Genomic DNA, 11,999 nt, shown 5'->3' on the forward strand with positions numbered 1-11,999 from the left:
ACCTTGCCGCATGACCATACCAATTGGTCGGACAAAGCTTGATAAAATCACAAACCTGCCTTGTAAGGGGCGAGTAAGGCGCTTTGATTATCGTCCCAACAAACTATTCCAACCTATGGAGACACATCATGTCTGGATCTGAGAATACCGGCCTGCAAGAGAACCGCATTTTCAACCCGCCGGCCGCCTTTTCGGGCTCCGCCCTGATTCCGAGCATGGACGCCTATCGCGCGCTGTGCGCCGAGGCGGAAAAAGATTACGAAGGCTTCTGGGCGCGTCTGGCCCGTGAGCATCTGGAATGGCAGACGCCGTTCACCAAGACCCTGGACGAAAGCAAGGCCCCGTTCTACGAGTGGTTCAACGACGGCAAGCTCAACGTCTCCTACAACTGTCTCGACCGCAACCTGAAGAACGGCAACGCCGACAAGACGGCCATCATTTTCGAAGCCGACGACGGCGCCGTCACCAAGGTCACTTACACCCAGCTGTACGAAAAGGTCTGCCAGTTCGCCAACGGCCTCAAGTCGCTCGGCATCAAGAAGGGCGACCGCGTCGTCATCTACATGCCGATGTCGGTCGAAGGCGTGGCCGCCATGCAGGCCTGCGCGCGCATCGGTGCGACCCACTCGGTGGTGTTCGGCGGCTTCTCCGCCAAATCGCTGCAGGAGCGCATCATCGACGCTGGCGCCGTGTGCGTGATCACGGCCGACGAGCAGGCGCGCGGCGGCAAGCATCTGCCGCTGAAAGCCATCGTCGACGAGGCGCTCGAGATGGGCGGCTGCGAAGCGATCAAGAACGTCATCGTGTACAAGCGCACGGGCGGCAATATCGGCTGGACCGCCGGGCGCGACCTGTGGCTCGACGAGCTGCTGGCGGGCAAAGCCACCAGCTGCGAGCCGGAATTCGTCGAGGCCGAACATCCGCTGTTCCTGCTCTACACCTCGGGCTCGACCGGCACTCCGAAAGGCGTGCAACACGCCAGCGGCGGCTATCTGCTGTGGGCCACGCTGACCATGAAGTGGACCTTCGACATCAAGCCGACCGACGTGTTCTGGTGCACGGCCGACATCGGCTGGGTGACCGGCCACACCTACATCGCCTACGGCCCGCTGTCCTGCGGCGCCACCCAGATCGTGTTCGAAGGCGTGCCGACCTTCCCCAATGCCGGCCGTTTCTGGGACACCATCGCCAAGCACAAGGCGACGATTTTCTACACGGCGCCGACCGCGATCCGTTCGCTGATCAAGGCCTCGGACGCCGACGAAAAAGTGCATCCGAAGAATTTCGACCTGTCGAGCCTGCGTCTGCTCGGCTCCGTTGGCGAGCCGATCAATCCGGAAGCATGGATGTGGTACTACCGCAATGTGGGCCGTGAGAACTGCCCGATCGTCGACACCTTCTGGCAGACCGAGACCGGCGGCCACATGATCACGCCGCTGCCGGGGGCCACTCCGATGGTGCCGGGCTCGTGCACGCTGCCGCTGCCGGGCATCATGGCCGCCATCGTCGACGAAGCCGGCCACGACGTGCCGAACGGGCAGGGCGGCATTCTGGTCGTCAAGCGCCCCTGGCCCTCGATGATCCGGACGATCTGGAATAATCCGGAACGCTTCAAGAACAGCTACTTCCCGGCCGAGCTGGGCGGCACCCTGTATCTGGCTGGCGACGGCGCCATCCGCAACAAGGACACCGCTTACTTCACGATCACCGGCCGCATCGACGACGTGCTGAACGTGTCGGGTCACCGCATGGGCACGATGGAGATCGAGTCGGCCCTGGTGGCCAACCCGATGGTGGCCGAGGCCGCCGTGGTCGGCAAGCCGGACGATACGACCGGCGAATCGATCTGCGCGTTCGTGGTGCTCAAGCGTCAGCGCCCGGTCGGCGACGAAGCCAAGCAGATCGCCAAGGAGCTGCGTGACTGGGTGGCGCACGAGATCGGCCCGATCGCCAAGCCGAAGGAAATCCGCTTCGGCGACAACCTGCCGAAGACCCGTTCGGGCAAGATCATGCGCCGTCTGCTGCGTGTGATCGCCAAGGGCGAGGAGATCACGCAGGACGTGTCGACGCTGGAGAATCCGGCCATTCTGGAACAGCTGAAAACGGCGTCCTAAAAAGTTGCGTGAGGCTTAATCCCTGCTATAATATGCGGCTTCCCGGTCTCCGGACCGGGATTTGCAGGAGAGATGGATGAGTGGTTTAAGTCGCACGCCTGGAAAGCGTGTATAGGTTCATAGCCTATCGGGGGTTCGAATCCCCCTCTCTCCGCCAGGAACATGTTCTAAGACATTCAAGTATGTCCAAAAAACCCGTGCTACTCACTATGAGGGCGCGGGTTTTTTGTTTCGAGAACGCCAAAAGCGTCCATTGAAATCCAGCAATTTTGACGGTATGGTTGACGGTACTTAAAAATACCGCCAATCCAGATACCGTCAAATGCCTAAGCTCGTCGCCCCGCTCACTGATGTCCAGCCCAGGACTGCAAAGCCAAAGGAAAAGCCCTACAAGCTTACTGACGGTGAAGGCCTGTTTCTATTGGTTAAGCCAGACGGTGCAAAGTACTGGCGTATGGACTATCGGTTTGGGGAGGTTCGCCGGACGCTGGCATTCGGCAAATACCCCGAAGTTACCCTTGCTGACGCACGTGGAAAGCGTCTGGCCGCTCGAAAACTCCTTGATCAAGGTATCGACCCGAACCAAGAAAAGAAGGATCGCAAGCGTGAATTGATTGAGGCCAACTCTCACACGTTTGAAAAATTGGCGCGGGAGTGGCATTCAAACAAACTGCCGACTTGGAGTGCCGCAACTGCTCGCGACACAATTCGAAGGCTGGAAATCGACATTTTTCCGCAGTTCGGCTACATGCCAATTGGAAGTATCAAGCATCAGCACATAATTCAAGCGCTGCGGAAAGTCGAGGAGCGCGGTGCCCATGAAATCGCGCATCGAATCAAGGCTACCTGCGCTCGAATATTTAGCTATGCCAGCCAACAAGGCATTGAGAATCGCAACCCCGCAGCGGACATGAAGGATGTTCTCAAGCCTGTGAAGGCAGGTCATTTTGCTGCAATTTCTGCGGATGAGTTGCCAGCGTTCCTAACGGCGATGAACCAGAACGACGCCCGCCTGTTCAAGCCAACGCGTATTGCTCTCCGCTTGATGATGCTCGTATTTGTGCGAACGTCTGAATTAATCGAGACGCCCTGGAGCGAAATCAACTTGGATGCAGGAGAATGGATCATTCCTTGGCAACGCATGAAACGCGGTAAATTGACGGTGAACCCTGACAAGACAGATCACCATGTTTGCTTGTCAACGCAAGCAGTTTCACTTCTTCGCGAACTGCACGCGCTTACTGGCGGTTGCAGGTATTTGTTTCCGAATCAACGCGATCCGAAGAAGCCAATGAGCAATGGAGCAATTCTCATGGCACTCAAGCGTATGGGATACAAAAATCGCATGACGGGTCATGGATTCCGTGCATTGGCAATGTCAACAATCAAGGAGCGACTTGGGTATCGCCATGAGGTTGTAGATCGGCAGTTGGCGCACGCGCAAAAGGACAAGGTGGCCGCAGCCTATGACCGCGCAACGTTTCTATTAGAACGTCGGAGGATGATGCAGGAGTGGGCTGATTTCATTGATGAAGTTTCGAACGGCAATGTGGTTCCTCCTGCATTCGGAAAGAAGGTTGCATGACCAACGAGAAAGACTACAAAGAATGGGGTGCCTATGGTGCTTCGAAGAAGGATGGGCGCAAGAACGCAGAACAATCGGAATCGGGGGAAGGCGCGCTAACGTTCCGGTATACGATGGCTTACGACGAAAACGGTATGCCGTATCTGAGGAGCGAAGTTGACGACACTGAGGAATCACTTGATCGGGGGCATGCAAGAGTCGCCAAAGAGCGTGATCGAATAATGCAATCCCGAGTGAATGTGCATGAAGGCCAGTTGGATGGAAAACGAATAGAAAAAGAGTCGATCCATGTCGTCATAAATCGGATTAACGATGATGCATTGAATGTTGTTATTCGTAGAGCATTGGGTGTGGTTGGTCGCGACGCTTCGTCTAGTGTGGTTTTTTCTGAATTGGTAAGGCTGGCGTCGCTGGAAAATCGACCCAGGCCATTCTTGAGACCTGCTGAGGATGACGGAATACCATACCAACACAACAATGGCGATGAATGCTTTTTCACACGTCGGGCACTCAGGGGACGCCTGAAGACTTTAAGGCGCAAAGAATAGTGCGCACCTGACTCGACCATCAACGACCAACTGCGACCGCTTGCGACCATTCGCGACGGTCGCATTTTCATTTGATGGAATGTCCAATATCTTTCGTTTCGAACTGCTGCATATCGCAGCAGACGCTAAAGAAAGGTACGGAACCATGAGCAATGAAGTAATCCCAATACTCGCTGTCTCTGCAGGCGAAATCATCCTTCGTTTGCCGCAAGTTAAGAGCCGCACAGGCCTCAGTCGTTCTAGTATTTATGCCGGAGCTAAGGCTGGAACTTTTCCCACACCAATTAAGCTTGGCGAACGCGCTGTCGGTTGGATGGCATCAAGCATTGATGCCTGGATGTTGACCCGCTTGGCGACAACGCAGAGAAAAGGCGTTTTGTGAAGCGCCGCCAAAGCCAATCGTCCCGCCAGGTTGATGACATCTTGATCAATGATTTCTCACTCGATTTTCTTGAATCGCTGAAACCATCGGTGGATATCTCACAGGAACTTGTACGGATTGCAGGTAAACGTGACCCGGTTGAGTTGGACAAGGAACAGTTGATTGAACTCTGTAAGTTCGGGCGTCCAGTTGCGATCCACAGGCCGACTGGAGGAGCAAAAATAATCGTTCTTTGCGACGATTTCGCTCAGCGACTAGTGATTGTCAAGAGCGGAGACGGGCCATACTTTGCGTTCCTTCCTTGATGAGTGCGAAGCAAGCAAAAGTACGATAACAAGAACACCGATCTAATCTAACGAAAGGAATCTGAAAATGAAAATCCAACTCAAACTCGATGATAGCGCCCAGGAAATCTTGGACGATATTTGTGGTCTGTCCGGAATGACATATGCGGAAGCTATCTCGCGCCAACTTTATTCCGCTCAGGCGGTGGTGAGTGAATTGCTGGCGCTGGTAGAGATGAACCCTGCATTGCGCAAAGCCGTAGCAAGCCTGTTCGTTTGTTCCGGCCCAGAATCGCTGGAAGAAGGACTTCAGCGAATTATGCCTCGTGGCTACAAGTCCCTGGCGGAGCAGTTCTCAATAAGTGTGAATGAGGAATTTGAAGCTCAAGAAGCTCAGGTATGCTAAATCTCGGAGCGCAAGGTGTCGCATCGAGTGGGGACTTCGTCCCCATTTCGACAATCCTATCGACCACGGATGTTCTCAAGACATTCGACGCAAGAAAGCGCTTGAGGCGAGCAAGCCGAGAGTGCTTGCTCAGCCGTTACCGAGAGTCCGCAGCAAAAGGGAAGCGCTTGCAGGCGTTCCTGATTGGTGAGGCACTAATTTCGCAGTTTGTCCCGCCGTTCGTCTGGCGGGACGGATTGCCAAACGACGACTTGGATGTAAATCACCGATTCGACTTATTCTTAGCCGACTTGATGTGGCTTCGTGCTGCGCACGCTCGACACGCACAAGCAGTCCGATACAAGCGTTGCAAACTGATCCTTTCAACGGTAAGTCAAACTGTCTTTCACAGAGAGGCGGAATATATGTATTGGCAAGGGCGGCGGCCAGCTTGGAAACTCGTCGCATCCTTAAGCATGACTGATGACCAGCAGTGGGACTGTGGTTATCTACGTGCAGCCGCGATCAAGAAGCGAGCGTTGGCAACTGCTGAACTTGCGCCGTCGGTTGGTAATCCCCCCATTTTTGATGCGCGCTGAAAGTAGAAGCTAGGCGGCGAGGGCCAATTTCTGTTTCGGTGTGATGCCTCCGATGGCCATGTTGGGCCGGTCGTGATTGTAGGTCCATAGCCAGCGGGTGGCAAAGTCCTGGATCTCATCGAGCGTTTCGAACAAGTGATGGGCAAGCCAGTCATAGCGCACGGTCCGGTTGTAGCGCTCGACGTAGGCGTTCTGTTGGGGCTGCCCCGGTTGGATAAACGCCATGGCGATGCCCTGTCGTGCTGCCCAGGCCTTGGTCGTTTCGCTGATGTACTCCGGGCCGTTGTCGCAGCGGATGACGGTAGGCTTGCCGCGCCATTCAATGAGCTGATCCAAGGATCTGACGATGCGTTCCGACGGCAGCGAAAAGTCCACCTCAATGATCAAACCTTCGCGATTGAAGTCGTCGATCACATTGAACAGGCGGATGCTGCGGCCGTCAGCCAATTGGTCGTGCATGAAATCCATCGACCAGGTCTGGTTGACCGCGGTTGGTACGGCCAATGGCAAGGGCTTTTCCCGCACGATCCGCTGGCGCGGCTTAATGCGCAGATTCAGCTCAAGTTCCCGATAAATCCTGTAGACGCGCTTGTGATTCCATGGAAAGCCTTTTACATTGCGCAGATACAGAAAGCACAGGCCGAAGCCCCAGTTGCGCTGATTGTTCGTCAGGCGCAGGAGCCAGTCTGCAATCGCCTCGTTCTCGGCGTTCAACTTGGCCTGATAGCGGAAGCAGGTCTGGCTGATACCAAAGGCCAGGCAGGCATTTCTGATCGTTGCGCGACCGGCATCGACGTACCAGCGCGCCATCTCACGTCGGCGAGATGGCGCTACCACTTTTTTGCCAATGCCTCGGCGACGATCTCGGCCTTAATGCGCTCGTCTGCGTACATCTTTTTGAGGCGCCGGTTTTCCTCTTCGAGCTCCTTCATACGGGCCATCAGGGACGCGTCCATGCCGCCAAATTTGGCGCGCCATTTATAAAACGTGGCTGTGCTCATGCCGTGCTCACGGCAAAGCTCGGGAATCGGCGAGCCGGCTTCGGCCTGCTTCAGGATGGCGATGATCTGGCTGTCGGTGAAACGGGAAGTCTTCATGCTGCAGAACTTTCAAAAAGCTAATTGAGAAAATTCTACTTTCAAACGCTATCTTCTGGCGGGGGGATTACCGGTTTATGAAGCGATTCAAGCTGACATCGCCAAGGTTCGCCGCACGAAAACGTTTGATGACCAGGCTGCAGATGTGACGCTACGACGGCGGTTCGACCTTTGGCGTTGCGCTCGGATGGTGCGCGACCGGAAAGTGACGGAAGCCGCACGCCGTTATGTGCAGCTGACGGGGCAGCCAATGACCCGCCAAATCGCAGCGAGACAGCTTGGAAAAATCTCAGAAGTGCTGGCGAAAATATGAAATGACTTTGATCGAAAAACGAGGAGTCAAAGCGTTGGTGTATGGTCTTTTCCAAGACGAAGTCTTGGATTAGTTCCGTCACACGCGGCCCGACCTCCTACGCCCTGAGAATTGCCAAATTTTGCATGTGACAAATCGAGATGACTTTTCCTGAAAACGACCTGTTACAACGTCACACGTCGGAGCAAAGATCTTGTCACACGTCAACGCCAAATTCTCGTCACAGGCTGACAAGACTGGATTTCGGATGTGGTCTGCAATTAAAGGCGATTCATCCTTCGAAGTACGAGAAATGTACGACCTAAGTACGACCTATTTCGGCCCTATTTTCTTCTTATAGATTGGATTCAAAATGCGAAAAATCACCCTGGAACAAGCCACAGAGATTCTTGAAGTTATGACGATTAGCCAAACCGTCGATCGCGGAGAGATGATCACACATTTCGGTTACTGTTCTGGACAACCATCAATCCTGATCAGCACATGCCGCGGCAACGGCGTCTGCTATCTACTGCAATGAAGTAAATTGAGAGAAGTTGGACTGGATCTGACAGTGAAGGCCAGTGTCGAAACGGGAGCGAGCTGAAAAAGCGATACCGCGCAAAGCTGAGCGATTGCCTATTTGGTCTTGCGCTCCTGAGGAAAGGCACGATGCAATTCTTCAAAGAACTGTAAGGCAAAATAGGCAGCCTGAGCGTACATGCGTGGATTGAGAACAAGTTCATTTCGCTCGTCGATCATTACTTCACATCCGCCGCTTCTTAGATCTTCACGCTCGGCATTCGTCAAGGTTGTGTCCGAGTGGGAGGCCTTGTTTCTGACGATACTCAGCGCCCTGAAGAACCGACGCCATTTTTTCTTCGCTTCCTTGTCTAGTAGGGTGGCTTCTAGCGTCGAATCAAGGTGATCAGCAAATGTTGGTTTGAAAGCCGCAAAGTGTTTTTCAAGCTCTGCTAGTTCTGGAATCTCCAAACCGGCATTCGTGCAAGTTGACTGAATTGCAGAAACCTTAGCTAGCAGCTTCTCCCCCTGTTTGCTTTTGATGGGAATCTCTTTCGTTTGACAGATATGAGTAAGCCCTTTTTCGACAGCCGACATTAGAGATGAGAAGAAAGACCGATGCACGGCTTGCATCAACGAGAGCCAATTGGAAGGGGCGGCAAACTGTACATTACGACTTCCTTTATCGACTGCGTTTGCGGGGGCTGTAAGTAGCCCAATCGTGTTGTCGATAATCGTCCCAATATATTGATGCGGGATCGGTGCTGGGGCGCTTGTTCGCGGAGAGAATGCCTGCAGTTCTTCAATTGATTCATTGATTCGTTGTAAGTGTCTCGCCAAATCCATAATTGTCTTTGCCCTGTTGGACTCAAGTTGGTTAATGCAAAACGGAATTCCTTGGCGCGAACTTTACCGGACGCGCAGAGCGGGGCCGCTGCCAATACCAAAGTTCTAGAAATATAAGCTTCGACTCGAACGGCTTCCGTCTATCATCCACTAGCTCTTCTGGCGAGTCTTATACATGAGCGACGATGGGTCATCGCTTTCCAAGAAATGGTCCCAATTTCTTATCAACGAAGTGATTGGGCCGCCAGCCCTTCAGGAGCTTATCGATAAGGAAAGTATCCGCCAGACTTGCGATCGGCCCGGCTGCGGGTAATGCCGCTTCGATTGCGGAAGTAATCATGTAGCGGATGCCTTTGGCCGGAACGCCTTCGATCCAACCCTCCTTTTTGGCATCTCTTAGGTATTCGCCAGCTAGCTTTACGTCGGGATTCGTTTTGTGAAGCCAATCTTTGAATCGTCGCGAATGATCAAGTAACTTTAGGAACTCTTCGAAAGTTCGCTCGCCGCTATCAATCACTTCACACAGCGCAGGTGCGTCAGGCAAGACTATCTCTGTAAAGTGGCTCTTCTCTTGAAGATTTAGCTGCATCCTTCGCAGGATTTCCGAATGTTTCAACCGAATAATCGAAGAGATCACACCTGAAGTTACGAAATCTCCCCCGTAGAACGAAGCTAGAGAAAGGTCTGCTCGCGCCTCAAGAATGCTGCTCAGTACATGGGCCGGCGTGAAATTGTCCTGCCGAGGTGTCATTCGATCGCGCGCCATGTTAATGCGATCAAAGTCGGCATTTGTAAAAACAAAATACCCAAGATCGGACTTCAATAGATCGAATGAAAATTCTGCATTTGGTGAGTACCCGCCAGGAATGGTTTCGATTACCGTTCTTGCAGCATCGCGAATATATGCTTTGTCCTCCAAATCTTTGGTGGCGGTCGCAATGATCCCGCCTTTCACGTAGTAATTGCTGGAATAAGTTCGAACCGGCACAAGATCCAAGAAATTCTTTGCAAATTGTTGGGATTCTTTTTTTGAGAAACCCTCGGATCTTCGTGTGTTGAATTCGATACGGTCGGCGGCGGTCTTTAGGGCTGAGCCATAGTCATCTCCTGCAACATTAAAAGCAATAAAATTGTGGCACTGGGTTGCGCTAGAACCCTCAGTACTTGTCCCAATGTATTCGTCGCAATAAACACCGGTGACGTTGCCGCGCTTCAGCAGTGCTATCAGCTGATCTGCTCCTATTGCCTTGATAAGACTTAAGAGTGTTCCAGCGTCGAAGACGACATGGACACTCTGGTAGTAGAGCATGGCTTCGGCCAGCTGACCTTGTGTAAGGGGAAGGCCATCAACCGCGCGGCGAAGGACGGTCTTTTCAAACATTCATTCTCCGAGATTCAGCGATTGTGGATTGGGTTAATAAGACTTGATCCAGGCGTCTTTGGCTCCTAGCGTTTCTGAATCCCAAGCAATTTCATGGTGAGTTCTCGCGAGTCGCCTTTTTCCTGCCTTGCCTCTACGAGTATTGCCATTAGGTCGTCCTTCCTGACTGAGTAATCTGCCCTAAATGGCATCGCGCCTTTGCATCCGGCAGTGACTCTAAAACTGAGATCGGCATCCAGGTCTTCATCTAATCGCAGAAAGATGGATAAAACTTTGACGAAGCCACCAGGCGCAAGTCTTATCTCTCTGGGTGATACGACTGAGAGATCTATGTTCACGCTCGATGTTGAGGGCCATCCAGAATCATTCTGCAAAATTAAAGTGTTCCCGCCAGAGGGTGCGCTCTTGAACAGTAGGGAAACATACAGATCCTCAGCAACCACGGCACCGTTGTTAACGAGCATGATTGTCGCGCTTGCAAGAATTTTTCCTTCTGCGGATTTTGCCGGGGAAACTACGAAATTTGGAAAGACAATTGGCTGAGGAGAGTGTCCAAACAGTCCGGCGACGACGCCGTGTGGGGCTGTTACAAAGTCTGACCCCGCTCGGATTAAGTACTTTCCCTCACCAGCAACCTGATGTGGAGCATGGGGACTCTTTGGAACATAAGTCGCGACAATTCCTGTGCTTGAATCAATTGCAATCGCCATTGACCTTACACCCACAACCGGGGGGACAGTACAGCCTGAAATTGCTCCTTCGATCCAACTTACAAATCGACTGGGGCTTGAAATTGGCATTCTTGCCGAGGCAACGTCGCCGATTGATGCGCACTTTGAGCAGTCTATGCCCCATAAGACTACGCCGCCTTCAGAATTAGCAAAACCACTGATCGCTTTGCGGAGATTTCCCCGGTCGCGATCGTGCAACTTGGTTCCTTGCCCGTCGTCGGCGGACCGTTTGAACTCAAGGAATAATTCTTCCGAAGCACGATCTGCGATTAGTGCATCTATGAAAGCAAGACCTTCACGTTCAATTCGCGAGAACAATTCTTCAGCTCGTCCCATATCTTCCCTGTCAGTTGGGTCACTCACGGAACCCTAAGTCACAGCTTCTTGAAAAGCTCTTCTATTGAGATACCGAAGGCGGCAGCCAAGCGTTCGATTCCGTCTAGTGACAGGTTCGAAGTGCCTCGCTCTATTCGGCTCATGTAGCTACGCGCAAACCCACACGTATCAGCGAAGTCCTCTTGGGAAATTCCCCGCTCAAGGCGTAGTTGGCGTACACGTACGCCGAATGTTTGTCTTAGCGTTTTCACGCCAATACTGTTTAGCAATGTATACTAAATCACCACGCTCTAATCGTGACATTTCCATTTTTTCGACTGCCGCACTCAAACATAAGGACTCAAAAGTGATTCATGCCATCGTTGTCTTTTTCATCGTTATTGCTGTTTTGGGATTGCTTGCCAAGTCGTCGCTGCTCAAGAAGCTCGCTTCGGTTCCTATCTGGACGGTGATTTCATACACTGCTGGCATTTACGCCATCTACTATGGGCTAATGAGCATTGATGGAACTTTGTTGACTGCGTTGAAGTGGGTGGGTATCGCTTTCGGTGCGATGTTCGTCTTGATCGCGGCAATTGTCGGGGTCATGCTTTGGAGGGAGGCGAAAGCCAAGCAACAATAGATTGCGCCGCAGGTCGGAAGTCCTAGAAAAAATGGGATCGATCGACTCCCCACTGTTCATCAACTGGGGAGTATTTTTCCCTATTCTTATATCTTGGCCTCATTAGCTTCGTAGTTGCTGACCTGTTGTGCGAATGCTACGCGAGGGAATTTATTTCAAGCCGATTGCTATCGACAGGCTTTAAGAAATGGCAGAGAGAACGCGGATCAGAGCAGCAATACTTTTTTGCGGTACTAGTGACGGTATCTGCCAGTTTGAAATCAGGCAAATCCAAT

13 protein-coding genes and 1 tRNA gene are annotated in these 11,999 nt (G+C 52.7%); 9 read left to right on the top strand and 5 right to left on the bottom strand.

Features of this window, described 5'->3' with window-relative positions:
- The first annotated feature begins 128 nt into the window (after positions 1-128).
- The 8 genes from acs (at position 129) to LZ005_RS16725 (ending at position 5,897) form a co-directional block, all read left to right on the top strand.
- Positions 129-2,114 (top strand): acetate--CoA ligase, encoded by a 1,986-nt coding sequence (gene acs, locus LZ005_RS16690; protein WP_237809626.1) that lies wholly within the window; start codon positions 129-131, stop codon positions 2,112-2,114.
- 66 nt (positions 2,115-2,180) lie between these two features.
- Positions 2,181-2,271: transfer RNA gene (locus LZ005_RS16695), tRNA-Ser, on the top strand.
- Between the two features lie 165 nt (positions 2,272-2,436).
- Positions 2,437-3,699 (top strand): integrase arm-type DNA-binding domain-containing protein, encoded by a 1,263-nt coding sequence (locus LZ005_RS16700; protein WP_237809627.1) that lies wholly within the window; start codon positions 2,437-2,439, stop codon positions 3,697-3,699.
- Positions 3,696-4,247: a hypothetical protein gene (locus LZ005_RS16705; protein WP_237809628.1), complete on the top strand. Its 552-nt coding sequence runs from the start codon at positions 3,696-3,698 to the stop codon at positions 4,245-4,247. The genes LZ005_RS16700 and LZ005_RS16705 overlap by 4 nt, the downstream gene beginning before the upstream one ends.
- A gap of 79 nt (positions 4,248-4,326) precedes the next feature.
- Complete coding sequence (locus tag LZ005_RS16710) at positions 4,327-4,629, top strand: AlpA family transcriptional regulator (RefSeq protein ID WP_237809629.1); 303 nt, start codon at positions 4,327-4,329, stop codon at positions 4,627-4,629.
- Complete coding sequence (locus tag LZ005_RS16715; protein ID WP_237809630.1) at positions 4,626-4,934, top strand: hypothetical protein; 309 nt, start codon at positions 4,626-4,628, stop codon at positions 4,932-4,934. The genes LZ005_RS16710 and LZ005_RS16715 overlap by 4 nt, the downstream gene beginning before the upstream one ends.
- Before the next feature lie 67 nt (positions 4,935-5,001).
- Positions 5,002-5,319: a hypothetical protein gene (locus LZ005_RS16720; protein ID WP_237809631.1), complete on the top strand. Its 318-nt coding sequence runs from the start codon at positions 5,002-5,004 to the stop codon at positions 5,317-5,319.
- Between the two features lie 125 nt (positions 5,320-5,444).
- Positions 5,445-5,897 carry a hypothetical protein gene (locus LZ005_RS16725; protein WP_237809632.1) on the top strand — a complete coding sequence of 151 codons (453 nt, stop codon included), beginning with the start codon at positions 5,445-5,447 and terminating at the stop codon, positions 5,895-5,897.
- Between the two features lie 9 nt (positions 5,898-5,906).
- Here LZ005_RS16725 and LZ005_RS16730 read toward each other — a convergent pair.
- From LZ005_RS16730 to LZ005_RS16750, 5 genes are all read right to left on the bottom strand, one after another.
- Positions 5,907-6,994, bottom strand: a protein-coding gene (locus tag LZ005_RS16730; RefSeq protein ID WP_237809633.1) for an IS3 family transposase whose coding sequence is annotated in 2 segments (ribosomal slippage) — positions 5,907-6,742 and positions 6,742-6,994 — 1,089 coding nt in all. Because the reading frame shifts where the segments join, the coding sequence is not laid out codon by codon here.
- A 931-nt stretch (positions 6,995-7,925) separates the two neighbouring features.
- Complete coding sequence (locus tag LZ005_RS16735; RefSeq protein WP_237809634.1) at positions 7,926-8,654, bottom strand: hypothetical protein; 729 nt, start codon at positions 8,652-8,654, stop codon at positions 7,926-7,928.
- Positions 8,655-8,844: 190 nt separating this feature from the next.
- Positions 8,845-10,035: a hypothetical protein gene (locus tag LZ005_RS16740; RefSeq protein ID WP_237809635.1), complete on the bottom strand. Its 1,191-nt coding sequence runs from the start codon at positions 10,033-10,035 to the stop codon at positions 8,845-8,847.
- A gap of 65 nt (positions 10,036-10,100) precedes the next feature.
- Entirely contained in the window at positions 10,101-11,129 is a 1,029-nt protein-coding gene (locus LZ005_RS16745) for an ATP-binding protein (RefSeq protein ID WP_237809636.1), read from the bottom strand.
- Positions 11,130-11,140: 11 nt separating this feature from the next.
- Positions 11,141-11,353, bottom strand: a complete 213-nt coding sequence (locus LZ005_RS16750) for a helix-turn-helix transcriptional regulator (RefSeq protein ID WP_237809637.1) — start codon at positions 11,351-11,353, stop codon at positions 11,141-11,143.
- A 95-nt stretch (positions 11,354-11,448) separates the two neighbouring features.
- Between LZ005_RS16750 and LZ005_RS16755 the strand changes: the two genes are divergently transcribed.
- On the top strand, positions 11,449-11,724 hold the full coding sequence (locus LZ005_RS16755) for a hypothetical protein (RefSeq protein ID WP_237809638.1): 276 nt from the start codon (positions 11,449-11,451) through the stop codon (positions 11,722-11,724).
- Positions 11,725-11,999 lie beyond the last annotated feature (275 nt).

Source organism: Massilia sp. TS11, from assembly GCF_022012445.1.
GTDB lineage: Bacteria > Pseudomonadota > Gammaproteobacteria > Burkholderiales > Burkholderiaceae_D > Telluria.

Bases quoted from the DNA above. Each gene is read 5' to 3' on its own strand.
- acs (WP_237809626.1), top strand. From the start codon at position 129: ATGTCTGGATCTGAGAATACCGGCCTGCAAGAGAACCGCATTTTCAAC.
- LZ005_RS16700 (WP_237809627.1), top strand. From the start codon at position 2,437: ATGCCTAAGCTCGTCGCCCCGCTCACTGATGTCCAGCCCAGGACTGCA.
- LZ005_RS16705 (WP_237809628.1), top strand. From the start codon at position 3,696: ATGACCAACGAGAAAGACTACAAAGAATGGGGTGCCTATGGTGCTTCG.
- LZ005_RS16710 (WP_237809629.1), top strand. From the start codon at position 4,327: ATGTCCAATATCTTTCGTTTCGAACTGCTGCATATCGCAGCAGACGCT.
- LZ005_RS16720 (WP_237809631.1), top strand. From the start codon at position 5,002: ATGAAAATCCAACTCAAACTCGATGATAGCGCCCAGGAAATCTTGGAC.
- LZ005_RS16735 (WP_237809634.1), bottom strand. From the start codon at position 8,654: ATGGATTTGGCGAGACACTTACAACGAATCAATGAATCAATTGAAGAA.
- LZ005_RS16740 (WP_237809635.1), bottom strand. From the start codon at position 10,035: ATGTTTGAAAAGACCGTCCTTCGCCGCGCGGTTGATGGCCTTCCCCTT.